Below are 18838 nucleotides of genomic sequence, written 5' to 3' on the forward strand. Positions count from 1 at the left end.
CCCCCCCCCCCCCCCCCCCCCGCTTTTTGATTCGTTTTTTCTTATCAGCCGATCATGACCGCGCCGGCCGTGCCGTCGGCGCTGTGGATGATGATCGGGGGATTCGCCGCGGCGTTCCCGCCGCCGGTCCCGGCGCCGTCGGTTTCGCCGCCCGCTTCGCCTCCGTCGCCCGCCTCCTGCTGGGACATCACCATCAGCGTGCCCTGGATCTCCTGGAGGACCTCGGCGTATTTCTGGTTGGCCTCGTCCACCTTCTCCTTGCGCGCCTCGGTGTCGTTCGGGTCGATCGCGGCGGCCTCGGCGTAGAGGTCGGCGGCCTCCTGCACGCGGGGCGCGGCGGCCGCGAGCGTCTCATGCAGCGGCGCGAGGATTTCGGGCGGGGTCAGCGCGCCCACCTCGGAGAAGGCGTCGCTCAGGCTGTCCATCAGCGCGACGGCCTCGCCCATATAACCTTCCTCGTTCGGGTCGAGCTGCTGGAAGGCGATCGCCTTCTCCTGCACGCCCGTCATGATTTCGGTGATCCGCGCGCCGTATTCCTCTTCGGTCAGCGGCTCGGCGGGTTCGGAGGACGCGGGCTCGGAGCTCTCCGGCTCGGGCTCGGAGGAGGAGACCTCGGAGGAGGACGCCTCGGCTGGAGCGCCGCCGCCGCAGGCGGCAAGCGAAAGGGTCAGCATCAGGGCCAGGGCGCAGGCGCCCAGAATTTTCAAAGTCCGGTTCATAGGCATTTCACGTTCCTTCCGAAAAAAATAACGCGGCGTGTTGTCGCGCCGGGATGTGTCGAATCGAAGCGGCGGGAGGGTCCGCCGCCGGTTTTGCCATGCCGATATTGTACCACACTGGCCGGAATAGTCAAGTCTCGGCAGGATTTCCCCATCCGCGCCGCAACGCGGCGGAAAGGCGGACGGGGAGAGCATATTCGGGGAGGGCTGGACATATATTGGTGGTAGCAAACAGAAGGAGAGGGTAATACTATGGAGCTGAATCTGCAAAAACAGACGGTAAGCATCAACGAGACCATATACGACGGCGTCGTGGAACAGCCGCTCGAGTGTGACGTGCTGCTGCCCGACTACTGCCCCGATATCCAGAAAATCCTCCGCTGTGAGGTGGTCCCGTCCCTGCTCCTGACCGCAGTGAACGGCGACAAGCTCTCGGTGGACGGCATGGCGATGGCGCACCTCTACTACCTCGACGAGAACGGCTGTATCCGCCACGCGGAATATAAAATCCCCTACACCCGCGTGGTGGAGCTGCGGTGCGCCCCCCAGAACCCCTCGGTGTGCGTCACCCAGAGCGTCGACTATTTCAACTGCCGCGCGGTCAGCTCCCGCCGGCTCGATATGCGCGGCGCGGTCACGATGAACGTGCGGGTGACCGGCCAGACCGAGGAGGAGGTCCTCGTCGCCGCCGAGGGCGCGGGGCTCCAGCTCTGCCCCGACACGGCGGAGAACGCCTGCGTGCTGCCGCGCGTCATGCGCCAGGCGAGCGTGCGCGAGGAGGTCGAGCTCGGCTATGGGAAGCCGGCCGTGGGCGCGGTCATCCGCGCGTCGGCCTCCGCCCAGGTCACCGATTACAAGGCGATCACCGGCAAGCTCGTCACCAAGGGGGAGATCACCGTCAAGGTGGTCTACCAGTGCGAGGAGGACGCCAAAAAGCTCGAGGTCATGGAGTATGCGCTGCCGCTGAGCCAGGTGATCGACCTGGACGGGGTGGACGAGGACTGTTCGTGCAGCGTGTGGTACGAGGTGTGCTCCCTCGACGTGACCCCCAAGGCCAACGCCGACGGGGAGAACCGCGCCTTCACGCTCGACGTGTCGCTCAACGCCTGCGCGTCGGCCTACCGGCGGATGCAGCTCGACGCGGTGTGCGACTGCTATTCCACCAGCTACGAGTGCAAGCCCACCGTCCGGCAGGTGCCGCTGCTGCGCCTGATCGACACGGTCGACGAGACCTGCATGTACAAGGAGACGCTCGACCTGCCGCCCGACGCGGGCAGCATCGTCGACGTGTGGTGCACGGCGGGCGCGCCCACCGTCCAGATCGAGGAGGACTGCGCCGTCGTGACGGGGAAGATGACGGTGTGCATGTTCGTCTGCGAGGCAAATGGGGAGATCGCCTATTACGACCAGGCGCGCGAATACAGCCACCGCATCGCCCTGCGCGGCTCCTATGAGACGCTCGTGTTCTCCCCGAACACCTCGGCGGGGACGGCGGCCTTCACGATGAGCGGGCATGAGAAGCTGGAGGTGCGCTGCCCGGTGCGCATCTGGGGGGGAGTGTGCAGCCTCTACCGCAGGACGGTGGTGTGCGACGTCACGGTTGACGAGACGCGCGCGAAAACCCGGCGGGACAATGTCCTCTACCTCTATTATGCCAGTGAACGGGAGCCGGTGTGGGAGATCGCCAAACGCTACAACACGTCGGTCGCGGCCATTCAGGCGGGCAACCAGCTTGAAGGGGACGTCCTGGAAGGACGCCAGCTGCTGCTCATCCCGATGAAATAACGGAAAGGGGAGGAAACAATGGAGGCACAGAAGATCTACCAGGACATCGCCAAACGGTGCGGCGGTGACATATACATAGGCGTGGTGGGGCCGGTGCGCACCGGAAAATCCACCTTCATCAAGCGTTTTATGGAGACGCTCGTCATCCCGAACATCGGCAGCGAGTTCGCGCGGGAGCGCGCCACCGACGAGCTGCCCCAGTCCGCCGCGGGGCGCACGATCATGACCACTGAGCCCAAATTCATCCCCGAGGAGGCCGTCAAGGTCACCCTCGCGGACAACGCCGCCTTCAACGTGCGGATGATCGACTGCGTGGGCTACATCGTCCCCAGCTCGCTCGGCTACATCGAAAACGAGCAGCCCCGCATGGTGGTGACCCCCTGGTTCGAGAAGGAGATTCCCTTCAACCTCGCCGCCGAGATCGGCACCCAGAAGGTCATCAACGAGCACAGCACGATCGGGCTCGTCGTCACCACCGACGGCAGTATCAGCGAGATCCCCCGCAGCGAGTACGAGGAGGCGGAGGTCCGCGTGATCACCGAGCTGCGGCAGATCAACAAGCCCTTCGTCGTGCTGCTCAACTGCACCGACCCGGCTTCCCCCGCCTCCCAGGCGCTGCGGGCCGAGCTGGAGGAGCGCTACGCGGTGCCCGTCGTGGCGGTCAACTGCCTGAACCTCGCCGAGGAGGACATCCGCGTCATCCTCTCCGACGTGCTCTTCCAGTTCCCGGTGCGGGAGGCCGCGATCACCCTGCCCGGCTGGGTCACCTCCCTCGCCCCCGACCACTGGCTGCGCGCCGAGCTGTACGGCGCCATCCGCGAGGCCGCCGACGGGGTGGAGCACATCGGCGCGCTCAAGGGGAAGATCATGACCCTTTCAGGCTGCGAATACGTCAGCCGGGTGCTGGTCGATTCGATCGACCTGGGCAGCGGCAGCGCCGAGGTCAGCGTGGACCTCCAGAGCGACCTCTTCTACCGCATCCTCGGCGAGGCGACCGGCCTCGACATCCCCGACGAGAGCGCGCTCATGCCCTGCATGATCGACCTGGCCGCCGTCAAGAAGGAATACGACAAGGTCAAATGCGCGCTCGACGAGGTGGCGGCCACCGGCTACGGCATCGTGATGCCTTCGCTGGAGGAGCTCTCCCTCGAGGAGCCGGAGATCGTCAAGCAGGGCGGCCGCTACGGCGTCCGCCTCCGGGCAAGCGCCCCCTCCATCCACATGATGGCGGCGAACATCACCACCGAGGTCAGCCCGATCGTCGGTTCGGAGAAGCAGTCGGAGGAGCTGGTGCACTACCTGCTGCATGAGTTCGAGGAGAGCCCCCAGAAGATCTGGGAGTCGAACATCTTCGGCACGAGCCTGCACGAGCTGGTCAACCAGGGCCTGCACAACAAGCTCTACCGGATGCCGTCCGACGCCCGCATCAAGCTGCAGGAGACGGTCGAACGGATCATCAACGAGGGCTGCACCGGCCTCATCTGCATCATCCTGTAGAAAAAACGAGCCCGCCCGCGAAAAATCTTCGCGGGCGGGCGATTTTGCGTTTTATTCGGTTTTTTTGCCGCGCTCCTCGGGCGGGAAGCCGGCCCTCGCGATGCGGCGGCGCAGCCAGCCCCCCTGGAGGTAGTAGGCGATAAAGAGCAGGGAGGTCAGCGTCCAGGTGATCGGGTAGCTGACGATGACCATGTCGATCGTGCGGTGCAGCGGCAGCGCGAAGAAGACCCACAGCACCCGCAGCACGCACACGCCGCCGCAGGTCATGATCATCGGGAGGACCGAGTCGCCGGTGCCGCGGATGGCGCCCGACAGGATGTCCACGCAGACGTAGGTGAAATAAAAGGGCGTCAAAAAGAGCATCATGTGCCGTCCCGCCTCCGCCACCGCCCGGTCGGCGGTGAAGATCGCGAAGAGCTGGCGGCTGAAGAGGCAGAGCAGCACGCTCGAGAGGATGGCGGTGGCAAACGCCATCACGAGGCAGACCCGCACGCTCTTACGGATGCGGGAATATTTCTGCGCCCCGAAGTTCTGTCCCACGAAGGTGGTGATCGACACGTCGAAGGCGGAGAGGATCATCCAGAAGAAGCCGTCGATCTTGCCGTAGGCGGTCCAGGCGGCGATCGTGACGGTGCCGAACGCGTTGATGCAGGACTGGAGGATGACGTTGGAAATCGCGTACATGTCCGCCTGCAGGCCGGCGGGGATGCCGACGCGGAGGATGCCCTTCAGGGACGAGGCGGTGAAGCGCAGCTCCTTCCGGTTGAGGCGCAGCGGCCAGTCGGACCGCAGGAGGGTGACCAGGACCAGCAGCGCGCTGAGGATCTGCGAAAGGAGGGTGGCCAGCGCCACGCCGAATACGCCGAGCCCCAGCCCCAGCACGAGCGCCAGGTCGAGCAGGATGTTGAGCAGGCAGGCGGCGATCAGGAAATAGAGGGGCCGCCGGGTGTCCCCGACCGCGCGCAGCACGGCGGAGCCGATGTTATAGAGGAAGGAGGCTATGATGCCGAGCAGGTAGACCCGCAGGTAGACGATCGAGTCGGCCATGGTCTCCGCGGGGGTGTCCATCGCCCGCAGCGCGGCGGGCGCGCACAGAAGCCCCACCAGCGTCATGGCCGCGCCCGCCGTGAGCGCGAGCATCACCGAGGTGTGCACCGTGCGGCCGACCTCCTCGTAATCCTGCGCGCCGTAGGCCTGCGCGACCACGACGGTCGCGCCCGACGAAAGCCCCACAAAGAGGTTCACCAGCAGGTTGATGAGCACGCTGGCGCTCCCGCCCACGGCGGCGAGCGCCTCCTTGCCGACAAACCGCCCCACGATGATCGCGTCGGCGGTGTTGTAGAGCTGCTGGAAAAGGGTGCCGAAGAGGATGGGGAAAAAGAAGATGAGCAGCTGCTTCCAGATCACGCCTTCCGTGATGCCGTTCCCGGAAGCCGTCTCCTGCCGAACCACCGCCGATACCCCTCCCCACCTCGTTTGATTTGTGCCGCGTGAGAGCCATTATAGCACGCTTTTTCGTGGAATACAATCCATTTACCGCGAAAAGAAGGGTCCCCGCGCGCCGCGGCGCGCGGGGGCCCTTCCGATGAGATCAGTGCGGCTTGTTTAAGAGCGCCACGCCGCCGAGATCGCCGGTCATCCGGCCGTTCGCGAAGGTCTCGACGCCGTTGACGAAGACATGCTCGATGCCCGTCGGGTAGGCGATGGGGTGCAGGAAGGTCGCCCTCTCATGCAGGTTTTCCAGCGAGAAGACCGTGATATCCGCCTTGTAGCCGCTGCGGATGAACCCGCGGTCGTGCATGTTGAAGTGGCTAGCCGTGAGGCCGGACATCTTGTGGATGGCCTGCTCGAGCGTGAGCCAGCGGTTCTTCTGCACGATCGTCTCGATCACGTAGATCGCGTGGCCGAAATTGCGCGGGTGGATCTGGAAGCGGGAGAAGCAGGCGTCGGGATGCTCCGCGTCGATCGCGTAGATGTCCGAGCCGAACATCGTCCAGGGGGACTGGAAGAAGGCCTTGCGGTCCTCCTCCTTCTCGAGGATGTTGACGGTCGAGAGCGCCTCGCCCTCCCTGAGGCAGAGGTCGAAATAGAGGTCGGTGCCGTCCATGCACTCGGCGTCGGCGATCTGCTGGACCGACTGGCCGACGTATTTGTGATAGGGGGAGTCGGGCCGGCACTCGAAAAGGAAGATCGAATCCCAGTTGTGGAAGGTGAAGAACTGCCCGAGGAAGCTCGTCTTGTCCCCGGCGATCACCTTTGCGATATGCTCGCGGATGCGGGCGTTCTGCTCGGGGTCGCGGATCGCGTCCTGGATCTCCCTGATCTGCTGCGGCCAGGGCTTCTTCCAGTTGTAGAGCCAGCCGGGGAAGATCGCGCGCGGACCCCACCACACGCCGATGGTCGGGTAGGAGGGGACGTCCGCGTAGCAGTCGACCCCGCGGGCCCGGTAGCCGCCGATCAGGTCGGAGAGCCACTGGCCCTTGCCGTAGAGCTCCTCGCCGTGGGGCGCCACATGGGAAAATTGCAGGCGCATGCCCGATTTCCAGGCGGTCTCCACCGCGAAATCCATCGCCTTCTCAATACCCGCGCCCGAATAGTTGGACATGTGGGTGGTGTAGATGCCGCCGTACTCCGAGACGACCTGCGCGAGCGCCACGATCTCCTCGTTGGTCGCGCCCATGCCGGGGGTGTAGGTGAGCCCGCTCGAAAAGCCGGGGACGCCCAGCTCCATCGCCTCGACCACGAGCTCCTTCATCCGGCGCAGCTCGTCGTCGGTGCAGGGGCGGTTGTCCATGCCGAGCACCTTGGCACGCACCGAGTTGTGGCCCACGAGCGGGAAGGTGTTGATGCCGATGCCCTGCGTCTTGAGCAGTTCGAAGTAGTGGGCGGCGCTCTTCCAGTAGTCCTTGGGGGTGGTCCAGACGGTGTCCGCGATGTTTTTGAGCGGCAGGGGGTTGGGGAGCACGGGGAAGGGGGATTTGCCGCAGTTGCAGGACACCTCGGTCGTCACGCCCTGCGCCACCTGGCTGTGGGAGGGCGGGTTGTGGATGATCGCGAAGTCGGAGTGGGCGTGCGCGTCGATAAAGCCGGGGGAGAGGACAAGCCCCTCCGCGTCAATTGTGCGCTTGGCGCCGAGGTGCCGCAGGTCGCCCACGCCGGTGATCGTGTCGCCCTTGATGGCCACGTCCGCCCGGAAGCCCGGACGGCCCGAGCCGTCGACCACGAACGCGTTTTTGATGAGAACGTCTACCATCTGTAATCCCTCCTCAGCATTCCGGCGCTTCCGGCCGGTAGACGGTTTTGCCGCTCATGAGGACCCGGCGGACCCGCTGGAGGCTGCGGATGTCGGCGGAGGCGTCCCCGTCGCAGACGAGCAGGTCGGCGTTCAGCCCCGCCTTCACGAGCCCGACGGTGTTGTCGATATCGAGCAGCTTGGCGCCGTTATGGGTGCCCAGCCGGATGGCCTGCACCGGCGTGATGCCGTAGTCGACCATGAAGGCTAGCTCCTTGGCGACCGGCGCGGGCGGCGCGCCGAAGAGCACCATGTCGGTGCCCGCGGCGATCGTGACGCCGAGGTCGTAGATCGCCTTGAAGTTCGTCTTGTAGCTCTCCGCCGCGCTCTTAAAGAAGCTCCAGAAGCTGCGCACCGGCAGCGGCGCGTCGGGGCCGGGATTGCCGTCCGCGTCCTTATAGCGGTCGTAGGCGTCGGTGTAGGTGATGATCGTGGGAATCCACGCGAGCCCCTTGCGCTTCATCTCGGCGGCCTGCTCGAGGGTCAGGTAGGTGGCGTGCTCGATCGTGTCGAAGCCCGCCTCGATCGCCATGCCCACCGACGGGCCGACGCCCGCGTGGATGGCGCATTTGCGCTCGAGCCGGTGGGTCTCCTCGACCGCGGCGTTCAGCTCCTCCTGGGTGTATTCCGGCCGGGTCATCACCCGGTGGCTGCTCATCAGCTTGATCCAGTCGGCGCCCGCCCGCAGCTGCTTGCGGATGACCTTGCGGATCTCGTCCACGCCGTCCGCGACCTCGCACTCGTTTTTGAGATTGGTGATCTGGTCGCCGTGGCCGCCCGTCATTGTGAGCCCGCGGTCACAGTGGAAGATGCGCGGGATGGTGACATAGCCCTTTTGGCCCGCGTAGCGCAGCTTTTCGCAGAGCAGGTGGTCGGAGGACATGTCGCGCACGGTGGTGACGCCCACCGTCAGCGCCGACTGCGCGGCGTAGAGCGCCTTGTAGGCGATGAGGTGGTCGTTGAAGCGCAGCGCGTCGGGGTAGTGGATGTAGCTGCCGAGGTGGATGTGCATGTCGATGAGGCCGGGAAGGATGGTGGCGTCGCCGAAGTCGAGGATTTGCTCCTCCGGGTGCGCGGCGGCAAGCGCCTGGCGGGGGGAGACCTCCGCGATCTTCCCGGTTTCATCGATCCGTACGGCGTGGCCGCGCAGGACGGTCTCGCCGTCGCCGGTGACGATGGTTTTCGCAGTCAATATCATGCCTAATACCTTCTTTTTTGTCCGAGATTAAAGGGAGTTTATTTCCCGCACGTAGTGGCAGGCGACCTGGTGGCCGCAGGAGACCTCCTCCAGCTGCGGCTGCTCGCAATGGCACCGCTCCTTCGCGTAGGCGCAGCGCGGCGCGAAGCGGCAGCCCGGCTTGGGGTTGATGGGGGAGGTGATCTCCCCCTTGAGCAGGATGCGTTCCTGCTTCTGGTGCAGCTTCGGGCGCGGGATGGCGGAAAGCAGCGCCTTGGTGTAGGGGTGGTAGTGGTGGGCGAAGAGCTCCTTGGAACCCGCGTTTTCCACCATGTTCCCAAGATACATGACGCCGATGTCGTTGGAGATGTGCTTGACGACCGACAGGTCGTGGGTGATAAACAGATAGGTGAGGTTCATCTCCTTCTGCAAATCCTGCAAAAGGTTGAGGATCTGGGCCTGTATGGACATGTCCAGCGCGGAGACCGGCTCGTCGCAGACGATGAATTTGGGGCTCAGGGCAAGCGCGCGGGCGATGCCGATGCGCTGGCGGCGGCCGCCGTCCAACTCGTGCGGGTAGGAGTCCGCCACCCGCTGGGCCAGCCCCACCGTATCCATGAGGGCGGCGACCTTCCGGTTCCGCTCCTCCCTGTTCGCGCACGCCTGGTAGATGTCCAGCGGCTCGGCGATGATCTCCGAGACCGTCATGCGCGGGTTGATCGAGGAGTAGGGGTCCTGAAAGATCATCTGCATGTTGCGGCGGGAATGCTTGAGCTCCTTTTTGTCCAGACGGGTGATGTCCCGCCCCTCGAACCGGACCATGCCGCCGGTGGATTCCAGCAGGTGCACGAGCACCCTGCCGAGGGTGGACTTCCCGCAGCCCGACTCCCCGACGATGCCCAGCGTTTTGCCCTCGCCGAGCGAAAAGCTCACGCCGTCGACCGCGTGCAGCGCGCCCTGCGGGACCTTAAAGTATTTTTTGAGATCGGTTACCTCTAGCAGCGCTCCCATCAAAACGCCTCCTGTCTATATTTCACGGATGCACCGGACGGTGTGGGTGTCGGAGAGGCGCCGCGGTGCGGGCGGCTCCTTTTCGCAGGCAGCGGTCCGGTAGGGGCACCGGGGAGCGAAGTTGCACCCGGCGGGCAGGTCGGTGGGGTCGGGCATCAGCCCAGGGATCGGCTGGAGGCGGTCCCGCTCCTCGTCGAGGTCGGGGATCGAGCCGAACAGCCCGACCGTATAGGGGTGGCGGGTGCGCTCGAAGATGTCCTCCGCGCTCCCCGATTCGATGATCTCGCCCGCGTACATGATCGCGACCCGGTCGCAGGTCTCCGCCACGATGCCCAGGTCGTGGGTGATGAGGATCATCGAAGTCCCGAGCTCCTGCTTCAGCTTCTTCATCATATCCATGACCTGAGCCTGCACGGTGACGTCGAGGGCGGTGGTGGGCTCGTCGGCGATGAGCAGCGACGGGTTGCAGGCCAGCGCGATGGCGATGACGACCCGCTGCTTCATCCCGCCCGAAAACTGGTGGGGATATTCGCCGAACCGCTCGCTTGGGATGCCGACCATCTCGAGCATCTCGCACGCCCTGACGTGCGCCTCGGCGGCGCCCGTCTTCCCGTGCAGGCGGATCATCTCGACGATCTGCTCGCCGACGGTCATGATCGGGTTGAGGGCGGTCATCGGGTCCTGATAGATCATCGAGATCTTTTCGCCGCGCACCTTGCGCACCTCGTTGGGGGAGAGCTTGCGCAGATCCCGCCCCTCGAAGAAAATTTCTCCGTTCGGTACGACCGCTGGCGGCACCGGCAGCAGCCGCATGATGGCCAACGCGGTCGTGGTCTTGCCCGCGCCCGTCTCCCCGACCAGCCCGAGCGTCTCGCCCCTGCGGAGGTTGAGGTCGATGCCGCCCACCGCCTCGACGTTCCCCTTGCGGGTGCGGTATTGCACGGTGAGGTTCTTGATTTCCAGAAGCAGATCGTTCATGCCTGTCACCTCCGTCAATCCTTGAGACGCGGGTCGATGGCGTCGCGGATGCCATCGCCGACGATGTTCAGGGAGAATACCGTGATCATGATGAAGAGCCCGGGGAAGACGGCCATATACGGCTCGTAACGCAGATACTGGCGCGCCGCCGAGAGCATGGCGCCCCACTCGGCCTGCGGCGGCTGGATGCCCATGCCGAGGAAGGAGAGGGTGGCGCAGGAGAGGATGGCCGCCGCCACGCCGAGGGTGGACTGCACGATGATCGGGGCGACCGCGTTGGGAAGGATGTGCCGGAGCATGATACGCAGGTCCCCCGCCCCGATCGACCGGGCGGCCTCGATGTACTCGTTGTCCTTGACGGTGAGCACCGCCGCGCGCGCCACGCGCGCGAAGCCGGGCGCGTTGGCAAGGCCGATGGCGATCATCATGTTTCGCAGTCCGGTGCCGAGGGAGGCCGCGATCGCGATGGCCAGAAGCATGCCGGGGATCGCCATCAGCACGTCCATGAAGCGCATGATCACCGTGTCGAACTTTCCTCCGTAGAAGGCGGCGACCGTGCCGAGCGTGCCGCCGATCAGCAGTCCGATCGCCACGGCGATCAGGCCGACCTGCAGGGAGATCTGGCTGCCGTAGATGATGCGGCTGAGGATGTCGCGGCCAAAGTTGTCGGTGCCGAAGGGGTGCCCGGGTCCGGGCGGCTGCTTGGCGATGGAGGCGTCCTGGTCGTCGTAGCCGTAGGGCGCGATCAGCGGCGCGAGAAGGGCGCAGAGGATGAGCAGGATCATGACGATTGCGCCGAACACGGCCATGCGGTTGCGCAGGAACCGGTGGAGCACGTCGCCCCAGAGCCCCTGCTTTTTGGGGAGGGCGTTTCTACGCTTCAACTGCCGCCACCTCCTTGCGTTTTTTCATCTTTTGGTACTGGGATTTGATGCGTGGGTCGATGTAGCTGTAGAGGATGTCCACGCCGAGGTTGACGAAGCTGAAGAGGATCGCCATGAAGAGCACGCATCCCATGACCACCGGCGTGTCGCGCGTCTTGATGCTGTCGATCAGGTATTTGCCGATGCCGGGGATGGCAAAAACGGTTTCGCACAGGACGGTGGTGACGCCGAGCAGGTTGCCGAACTGGATGCCGATGACGGTGATGACCGGGATGAGGGCGTTTTTAAGCGCGTGGTTGATGATGACCTTCCGCTCGACCTGCCCCTTGCCGCGCGCGGTGCGGATGTAGTCCTGGCGGATCGTCTCGAGCATGCTCGAGCGGGTGGTGCGCATGATGTTGGCCGCGCCGTTGACCCCCAGCGTGATCGCGGGCATGACGAAGTAGAGCGGCCCGTAGGAACCCGAGGCCGGCAGCCATCCCAGCTGGATGGAGAAGAAGATGATCAGCAGCAGCCCGAACCAGAAGGAGGGCATCGACACGCCGATCAGGGAGGTCGCCGTCGCGAGGTTGTCGAAGATGGAGTACTGCCTGGTCGCGGCGATGACGCCGCAGGTCACCCCGATGACGATCGAGAGGGCGCACCCCAGCACCGCCAGCAGGGCGGTGTTGGGAAAGCGCTCGAGGATCTCGGTCATGACGGGGCGGCCGGTGAAATAGGACTCGCCGAAATCGAACCGGGTCAGGATACCGCCGGCATAGCGCACGTACTGGACGACGAAGGGGTCGTCGCGCCCCAGCTTGGCGTTGAGCGCGTCGATGTCCTCCTGCGTGGCGTTGTCGCCCAACAGCATCTGGACGGGGTCGCCCGGCGCGATGTACATCAGGGAAAAGACGATCAGCGTGACGCCCAGCAGCACGGGGATCATCAGGAGCAGCCGCTTTAACACATACCGGTACACGTTGTCACCTCATTTCTGGCGCATGCCGAAGGGCTATGCAAAGGTCACCTTGTTGAAGGAGTAGCGGCCGGAGGGCGGCGCTTCGAGACCCTGGACGCTGCTGCGGGCCACGGCGATCTCCTCGCTGTTCCAGAGGAAGACCCACGGGCAGTCCTCGACGATCAGCTCCTGCGCCTTGTAGTAGGCGTCGCGTCGCGCGTCCTGGTCGATCGTGTTCGCGCCGATATCGAGCAGCGCGTCCACTTCGGGGTTGCTGTAGCGGGCGGTATTGGCCCAGGTGGCGCTGCCGGTGTGGAAGGTGTCGCTCAGACCGTAGTCGGCGTCGCCGGTGTAGGTCGGCCAGGTGAGAATGTACATCTGGAAGCCGCCGTTGACAATCTTGTCGAGGTAGGTCGCGTTCTCCAGCACCTCGACCGAGGTGCGGATGCCGACAGCCGCGAGCTGGTTCTGGACCATCTCGGCGATGTCGATGCGTAGCTGGGCGTCGCTCGTGGTGATGACCACGTCGATCCCGTCGGGATAGCCGGCCTCGGTCAGCAGCTGTTTGGCCTTCTCCGGGTCATAGGCGTAGGGCTTGAGACCGGGGTTGTAGCCCCAGATCGCCGGGGAGATCGGGCCGTCGGCGACCGAACCGGTCGTACCGTAGACGGTCTGGACGATGCTCTCCTTATCGATCGCGCAGCTGATCGCCTGGCGGACGAGCTTGTTGTCGTAGGGGGCCAGCGTGCAGTCGAAGCCGATGAAGCAGTTGTTGTAGGAGTCGGCTCGCAGGATTTGCACGTCGGGGTTCTCCTCGAGCATCGGCAGGTCGCTCGCGGAGATGTTCATCGCGATATCCACGCCGCCCGATTCGATCTCGACCGTGCGGCTCGACGGCTCGGCGATGACGCGCATGATGAGCTTGTTCACGGAGGGCTTGGTGCCCCAGTACCGGTCGTTGGCGGTGTACTCCAGCCGGTCGCCGCGCACCCATTTGCTCAGCGCGAAGGGGCCGCTGCCGACGGGCTCCTCGGCGAACGCTTCGGCGCCCTTTTCCGAGTGGTACTTCTGCGGCACGATATAGACGTAGCAGAGCTGGGAAAAAAGCGGTCCGCAGGGCTGGGCCATGCGCAGGGTGATCGTGTGCTCGTCGTCGACCGTCGACTTTTCAAGGTCGATGACGTCGACGAAGGGCTGCAGGTAGGTGCTGGCCATCGTCTGGCCGATCGAGTAGAAGACGTCGTCGGCGGTCAGCGGGTCGCCGTTGTGGAAGACGACCCCGTCGCGGATGTGCAGCACCAGCGTGGTGTCGTCAGTGTACTCCCAGCTCTCGGCGATGCAGGGAACCGCTTCGCCGTCGGGGCCGAGCGCCAGCAGGGTGTCGAACACCTGCACCTTGAAGTTGGCGGAGGTGCTGTCGTTTTTGCCGTAGGGGTCCATCGTGGTGGGCTCGTTGGCGACCGCCACGACGAGGGTATCCTTGCCGCCCGGGGCGGCGGCGCCGCCGTCCGCGCTCTTTCCGCAGGCGCTCAGGAGGGAGAGGCAGAGGACCGCGGCGAGGCAGGTGCGCAATAATCTCATCTTTTTCATTTGAATCCTCCTAGTCACAGATGGTTGGGTCGATCCCGGGTCAGCGGCCGTTTTCCCGCCAGAGCAGTTCCATCCCGCGCTCCAGCCGGTCGAGGCCCTCCGTCAGGATGGCCCGGCTGGTGGCGAAGCAGAGGCGGACGTATCCCCTGCCGCCGGGGCCGAACATCTTTTCCGAGCCCGCGACGAGCGCAAGCTGCGCCCGTTCCTGCAGGAAATCGCAGAAGGCGGTGTTTTCCATGCCCGTCTCGCGGATGTCGATCCAGAGAAGATAGGTGGCCTCCGGCCGGACGGTGGAGAGCCCCCGCATCCCGTTGATCCGCTCGACCGCGTAGTCGCGGTTCTTTTTCAGGTGCACGAGGAATTCCTTCGTCCAGTAGCCCGCCTTTTCGAGGCAGGCGGTCCCCGCAATCTGGGAGACCGAAGCGATGCCGCCCGCCGTCGTCATGACGGCGGATTCCTCGACGATGCGGCCGAAGATTTCCGGGTCGGTACAGTAGATGCAGCCGATGCGCAGCCCGGCCACGCCGAACGCCTTGGAGAACCCGTAGACCGACAGGGTGCGGCGGTTGCGCCGCGCGCCGAGGGAGAGGATGCTCAGGAAGGGCGCCTCCCCATAGGTGATGTCCGACCAGATTTCGTCGTTCATGATCCACAGGTCGTATTTCTCCGCGAGGGAGAGGATGTGCTCGAGGTCCTCCCGCGGATAGACCTTGCCGAGCGGGTTGTGGGGGTTGCAGAGCCCGATCATCCGGGTGCGCGGCGTGATATAGCTTTCCAGCAGGCTGAAATCGATTTTTCCGTCCACGATCCGCGTCGGGAAGAAGACGGGCGTCGCGCCCGCCGCGAGGACGGCGTTTTTGAAGAGGTAGTCGACCGGGTCGAAGACGATCGCCTCGTCCCCCGGGCGGAGCACCGTCTGCGCGATCACGTACATGCCGCGCGCGGCGCTGTCGATGGGGAGCACGAGGTCGGCGGGGACCTCCTCCCCCTTGCATTCCCGCAGGTGCCGCGAGACGGCCTCCCGGAACGCGGGGATGCCCAGCTTGGGGGTGTAGGGCAGGTAGCCGCCGCCGATGTAGGAGATCAGCGCGTCGGTGATCTCCTTTGCGACGGGGAAGTCGGGGTCGGCGGCCGTCAGCGGGATCACCCCGTCGGGGACTTCCGCCCAACGGTAGTTGAAGGCGCGCTCCCTGAGGATGTCGAGGTTGACCGCGCCGTCGTCGAAAAGTCTCACGGTATTCTCTCCTTCCGGATGGTTTACGCCTCGCAGATGACCTCGATCTCCAGCTCGGCGTTTTTCGGCAGCTCCGCGACCTGGCAGCAGGCTCTGGCGGGCGGGGTGCCCTTGAAGAAACGGCCGTAGGCCTCGTTGATCTCCTGGAATTTTGTTAAGTCTTTGGCGAGGATGGTCGTTTTGACGATCTTGTGCAGGCCGCTGCCCGCCTCCCGCAGGATTTCTGAAATGTTGTTCATGATGCAGTCGGTCTGGTCGGCGATGCTGCCCTCCAGGAGCTTGCCGCTGCCGGTGTCGATCGGCAGCTGGCCGGAGACAAAAATAAAGCCGTTCGATTTGATCGCCTGACAGTAGGGGCCCACGGCGGCCGGGGCGTTGTTGGTTGCGATTTTTTCCACTTGACATACCACCTTTGCAATCGATTTTGGAGAGGGAGCGGGAATGTGCGCTTAGAACTTGTGATATCACATAGTTTCAAAAGAAAAGGGAAGAAGATTTTAAACAGATTGCTGGAAAAACGGTATAAAAAAGCGTGCCAAAACGAAGAGGGCGAACGTCATTGTTTTGGCACACGGGCGGCGAAAGATTTTCCTACGATAGAATTTTTTTCATTTTCTAAATTATAATGCTATAAAATATTTTAGTCAATCGCAATATTCGACAAATATTTTATCCAATCCTCGACATTCCAATGAAATTTTGGTATCAAATTTCCATATCATGTAAATTGCGGCAAAAACGAAAAGCGTCCCCGGCGGGTAGACCGCCGGGGACGCACGATAAAATTTATTTTATTGCTCCGCTCCCGGGACCGGGGAACGGACGGCCGGGACCGCTGAAATATGGTTCAGCCAAACGCTATTTCTTCTGGAGCGCCCGCAGGTGCAGGTAGACGGTATTTTTGGAAATGCCGAGGATGTCGGCGATCTTGATGACAGAGTCCTTGAGCTTGAAAATGCCCTGGCCGTAGAGGATGCTGATGATCTCCTTGTTTTTCTGCGAGGGGATGATGTTGGCGTCGACGTTGACCCGTTCCTTCGCGCTCACCGTAGCCTGCCGCAGCAGCTCGTCCGGATCGCTGGCGTAGCTCTCCTTGATAAAGCCGGGCGCGAACTGGGACTCCTCCACGAAGTTTTCGATGACGCGGGAAAAGGGGGTGTTGAGGTAAAAATTGATGCAGAGCAGGCCGATCGCGCGGCCGTCCTCTCCCTTGATGATGATCGTCGTCGCCTTGAGGGGCTCTCCTTTTTTGTTCTTCGCGCGGTAGGAGATGTAGCCGTGGTCGCCGTCCGCCTCGATCCGGGAGAGCATGTTCAGCGCCAGGTCGGTGATGGGCGCGCCCTCCTTGCGTCCGGTGTAATGCCCGTTGATGATCTTGATGACCGACTGGTCGAGGTTTTCCAGGCTGTGCAGGACGAATTCGTAGCCGTCGCCCAGATAGTCCGCCAGCCCGTCCACGACCGTCTTGCAGGACTCCAATATCATTTTGTCGACTTCCGTGAGCGCGATATTTGCTTTTTCCATGACGCCCTCTTTTCCGCACCTTCGTTTGGCAGCTCTTGATTTGTCCATTATATCGGGATTCATTTTGGATTACAATAGTAAAAAATATTTTATTGAATGAATTATTATAATCGCACAAGGAAGCACGCCCAAATTTGTTGATATTGGGCCGCGGGTAGGCGTGCGGGATTTTGCAACTTTCCCCCTTTTCTGCGGTACGGGTGAAAGGAGGGATGGGTAGTGAAACTGCAAAACTACCACATCAGCATCGTGCGCGGCGACAGCGGAACCCTCACGGTGCGCTGCAAGGGCCCCGGCGGCGAGGCGCGCCCCTTTTCGGAGGGGGAATGCGTCCGCCTGGCCGTAAAGGCGGACGCGCGGCAGCGGGAGTCGCTGCTGCAAAAGGCCGAAACGGACTTTCCCGAGGGGGCGGCCGTATTTTCCTTCGCGCCGGAGGACACGCGGGCGTTCCCGTTCGGGAACTACCGTTACGACGTGCGCCTGACCGACCGGGAGGGCAACGTCTTCACGATCGTGCCCGCCGGCGATTTCACCGTATTGGAGGCGATTGCCGATGCCTGAGCTGACCGGGATTCTGGACGCGCCCGCGCCGCTGACGGGCTGCGCTTCGGCGGCCGGACCGCGCGGTCCGCGCGGCCCGCAGGGCGAGCCGGGGCGGGACGGTGCGGACGGGTACACGCCCGTGCGCGGCGTCGATTACTTCACGCCGGAGGAGATCGCGCAAATTCGGGAGGAGGCCGTCGAAGAGGCGCTCCGGCAGGCGGAGGAGCGGTTCGCGGAAGCGCTGACGGAGGAGAAGACGGGGACGCTGCTCACGCTGCAAAAGCTGCGCCCGGGCAGCGCCGTGACGGTGACGGGCGTCCCGGCGGGCGCGCAAATCGAGATGCGCGGCAAAAACCTGCTCGATCTAAAGGCCTTCGCGGGCAATATCTTCACGGTGGAGGGGGACACGCTGCGCGCCGTCAAGCCGGAGAGCGGGGACGCGGGCTCGCCGCGCGTGCCCTGCCGCATCCCGGCGGGGACCCCCTTCGTCCTCTCCTGCCGGAGCCTCTCGGACACGAACGGGCTGGTGCTGATCTCCAACAACAGCGCGGGCTATTACCACGTGACCGGCACCGAGGTGAAGTGCACCGCCGGGGAGGAGATCATTGACCTCAAATTCGCGGTGAAGCTGGCGGTGGCCGCCGGCGCGTCCGTCTCGATCGAGGCCCCGCAGATCGAGATCGGAAAGGCCGCGACCGCATACGAGCCCTACCGGCTCGAGACGACGGAGGCCACGGGGGAGACGCAGAGGCTTGTGCCGCCGGGCGCGTCCGTCAACCTGAGCAGGGGGGACGGCGGGACGCTGACCGCCTCCTGCCGGAGAGACCTGAACGCGGTGATCGCCGCGCTGGAAAAAGGCTGAGAAACCCCGCCGGGAGGAGGTCTCCTCCCGGCGGGGTTTTTGCGTTCTTTCCTTGACAGATCGGGCGGACCCATATTATCATAGTGGTATTATATGACGATTTTTGTCGAAAACAGGCTCGGAAAGGAGGGCGCCGGGGATGGACGGGGCGTTTTACGATGCGCTTGCGCTCCCCGCGCGGTGGGAGCGCACGGCCTATCTCGCCGGGAAACGGTTTGTCGACCTGGCGGTCTCCGCCGCGGGACTCCTGCTGCTCGCGCCCCTCTTCCTGCTGATCGCCGCCGCCGTGCGCCTTGATTCCCCCGGCCCCGCGTTTTTCCTGCACGAGCGGGTCGGGATGGGCGGAAAGCCGCTGCGCGTGTGGAAGTTCCGCACGATGGCGCGGAACGCGCGGGAATTGGCGGAGCGGTTCACGCCCGCCCAGCGGCGGGAGTTCGAGCGGCGCTTTAAGCTCGCGGACGACCCGCGCGTCACCCGGGTGGGCGCCTTCCTGCGGCGGACGAGCCTGGACGAGCTGCCCCAGCTCATCAACGTGCTGCGCGGGGAGATGAGCCTCGTGGGGCCGCGCCCCGTCGTGGCGGAAGAGCTCGAGCGGTACGGCGCGAGCCGGGCGCTCCTCCTCGGGGTGCGCCCGGGGATCACCGGCTACTGGCAGGTGAACGACCGCGGCGGACTGAGCTATGAGGCGCGCATGGAGATGGAACTGTTCTACGCCGGGCACTGCGGCCCGGCGCTCGACTGGAAAATCCTGCGGCAAACGGCGGGAGCGGTGCTCCGCCGCGCGTGCGCGGTCTAGGGAGGG

At 64.3% G+C, this 18838-nt stretch carries 17 protein-coding genes; 5 read left to right on the plus strand and 12 right to left on the minus strand.

Features of this window, described 5'->3' with window-relative positions; translation table 11 throughout:
• Positions 1-44 precede the first annotated feature (44 nt).
• Complete coding sequence (locus NE609_RS12005) at positions 45-719, minus strand: hypothetical protein (protein WP_256152630.1); 675 nt, start codon at positions 717-719, stop codon at positions 45-47.
• Positions 720-971: 252 nt separating this feature from the next.
• Between NE609_RS12005 and NE609_RS12010 the strand changes: the two genes are divergently transcribed.
• On the plus strand, positions 972-2504 hold the full coding sequence (locus tag NE609_RS12010; RefSeq protein WP_256152631.1) for an SPOCS domain-containing protein: 1533 nt from the start codon (positions 972-974) through the stop codon (positions 2502-2504).
• Between the two features lie 18 nt (positions 2505-2522).
• Entirely contained in the window at positions 2523-4001 is a 1479-nt protein-coding gene (gene spoIVA, locus NE609_RS12015; RefSeq protein WP_101549101.1) for a stage IV sporulation protein A, read from the plus strand.
• A gap of 51 nt (positions 4002-4052) precedes the next feature.
• On the opposite strand, the gene NE609_RS12020 is transcribed toward spoIVA, so the two are convergent.
• The 11 genes from NE609_RS12020 to NE609_RS12070 form a co-directional block, all read right to left on the minus strand.
• Positions 4053-5453: an MATE family efflux transporter gene (locus NE609_RS12020; protein ID WP_256152632.1), complete on the minus strand. Its 1401-nt coding sequence runs from the start codon at positions 5451-5453 to the stop codon at positions 4053-4055.
• A 139-nt stretch (positions 5454-5592) separates the two neighbouring features.
• Positions 5593-7254: an amidohydrolase family protein gene (locus NE609_RS12025; RefSeq protein ID WP_256152633.1), complete on the minus strand. Its 1662-nt coding sequence runs from the start codon at positions 7252-7254 to the stop codon at positions 5593-5595.
• Between the two features lie 13 nt (positions 7255-7267).
• Complete coding sequence (locus NE609_RS12030) at positions 7268-8491, minus strand: amidohydrolase family protein (protein ID WP_256152634.1); 1224 nt, start codon at positions 8489-8491, stop codon at positions 7268-7270.
• A 27-nt stretch (positions 8492-8518) separates the two neighbouring features.
• On the minus strand, positions 8519-9481 hold the full coding sequence (locus NE609_RS12035) for an ABC transporter ATP-binding protein (RefSeq protein ID WP_121586888.1): 963 nt from the start codon (positions 9479-9481) through the stop codon (positions 8519-8521).
• Between the two features lie 15 nt (positions 9482-9496).
• A complete protein-coding gene (locus NE609_RS12040) occupies positions 9497-10459 on the minus strand; it encodes an ABC transporter ATP-binding protein (RefSeq protein WP_121586887.1) in 963 nt (320 codons plus the stop codon).
• 14 nt (positions 10460-10473) lie between these two features.
• Positions 10474-11343, minus strand: coding sequence for an ABC transporter permease (locus tag NE609_RS12045; protein ID WP_243107438.1), 870 nt, complete (start codon positions 11341-11343; stop codon positions 10474-10476).
• Entirely contained in the window at positions 11333-12304 is a 972-nt protein-coding gene (locus NE609_RS12050) for an ABC transporter permease (protein ID WP_121586886.1), read from the minus strand. The genes NE609_RS12045 and NE609_RS12050 overlap by 11 nt, the downstream gene beginning before the upstream one ends.
• A gap of 33 nt (positions 12305-12337) precedes the next feature.
• Positions 12338-13873 carry an ABC transporter substrate-binding protein gene (locus tag NE609_RS12055; protein WP_256152635.1) on the minus strand — a complete coding sequence of 512 codons (1536 nt, stop codon included), beginning with the start codon at positions 13871-13873 and terminating at the stop codon, positions 12338-12340.
• A 40-nt stretch (positions 13874-13913) separates the two neighbouring features.
• Complete coding sequence (locus NE609_RS12060) at positions 13914-15107, minus strand: pyridoxal phosphate-dependent aminotransferase (RefSeq protein ID WP_256152636.1); 1194 nt, start codon at positions 15105-15107, stop codon at positions 13914-13916.
• 23 nt (positions 15108-15130) lie between these two features.
• Complete coding sequence (locus tag NE609_RS12065) at positions 15131-15505, minus strand: RidA family protein (protein WP_121586883.1); 375 nt, start codon at positions 15503-15505, stop codon at positions 15131-15133.
• Between the two features lie 460 nt (positions 15506-15965).
• Entirely contained in the window at positions 15966-16631 is a 666-nt protein-coding gene (locus NE609_RS12070) for a transcriptional regulator (protein WP_121586882.1), read from the minus strand.
• A gap of 219 nt (positions 16632-16850) precedes the next feature.
• On the opposite strand from NE609_RS12070, the gene NE609_RS12075 reads away from it, so the two are divergent.
• From NE609_RS12075 to NE609_RS12085, 3 genes are all read left to right on the plus strand, one after another.
• On the plus strand, positions 16851-17192 hold the full coding sequence (locus NE609_RS12075; RefSeq protein ID WP_256152637.1) for a hypothetical protein: 342 nt from the start codon (positions 16851-16853) through the stop codon (positions 17190-17192).
• Entirely contained in the window at positions 17185-18036 is an 852-nt protein-coding gene (locus tag NE609_RS12080; RefSeq protein ID WP_256152638.1) for a hypothetical protein, read from the plus strand. Before NE609_RS12075 ends, NE609_RS12080 begins: the two co-directional genes overlap by 8 nt.
• 139 nt (positions 18037-18175) lie before the next feature.
• Positions 18176-18832, plus strand: a complete 657-nt coding sequence (locus tag NE609_RS12085; protein ID WP_256152639.1) for a sugar transferase — start codon at positions 18176-18178, stop codon at positions 18830-18832.
• The last annotated feature ends 6 nt before the right edge of the window (positions 18833-18838 follow it).

Source organism: Anaerotruncus sp. DFI.9.16 (assembly GCF_024461615.1).
Lineage (GTDB): Bacteria > Bacillota > Clostridia > Oscillospirales > Ruminococcaceae > Anaerotruncus > Anaerotruncus massiliensis.

What these genes read in the sequence shown, in the direction of transcription:
- NE609_RS12005 (WP_256152630.1), bottom strand. Translation starts at nt 719, where the DNA reads ATGAACCGGACTTTGAAAATTCTGGGCGCCTGCGCCCTGGCCCTGATG.
- NE609_RS12010 (WP_256152631.1), top strand. Translation starts at nt 972, where the DNA reads ATGGAGCTGAATCTGCAAAAACAGACGGTAAGCATCAACGAGACCATA.
- spoIVA (WP_101549101.1), top strand. Translation starts at nt 2,523, where the DNA reads ATGGAGGCACAGAAGATCTACCAGGACATCGCCAAACGGTGCGGCGGT.
- NE609_RS12025 (WP_256152633.1), bottom strand. Translation starts at nt 7,254, where the DNA reads ATGGTAGACGTTCTCATCAAAAACGCGTTCGTGGTCGACGGCTCGGGC.
- NE609_RS12030 (WP_256152634.1), bottom strand. Translation starts at nt 8,491, where the DNA reads ATGATATTGACTGCGAAAACCATCGTCACCGGCGACGGCGAGACCGTC.
- NE609_RS12035 (WP_121586888.1), bottom strand. Translation starts at nt 9,481, where the DNA reads ATGGGAGCGCTGCTAGAGGTAACCGATCTCAAAAAATACTTTAAGGTC.
- NE609_RS12040 (WP_121586887.1), bottom strand. Translation starts at nt 10,459, where the DNA reads ATGAACGATCTGCTTCTGGAAATCAAGAACCTCACCGTGCAATACCGC.
- NE609_RS12055 (WP_256152635.1), bottom strand. Translation starts at nt 13,873, where the DNA reads ATGAAAAAGATGAGATTATTGCGCACCTGCCTCGCCGCGGTCCTCTGC.
- NE609_RS12070 (WP_121586882.1), bottom strand. Translation starts at nt 16,631, where the DNA reads ATGGAAAAAGCAAATATCGCGCTCACGGAAGTCGACAAAATGATATTG.
- NE609_RS12080 (WP_256152638.1), top strand. Translation starts at nt 17,185, where the DNA reads ATGCCTGAGCTGACCGGGATTCTGGACGCGCCCGCGCCGCTGACGGGC.
- NE609_RS12085 (WP_256152639.1), top strand. Translation starts at nt 18,176, where the DNA reads ATGGACGGGGCGTTTTACGATGCGCTTGCGCTCCCCGCGCGGTGGGAG.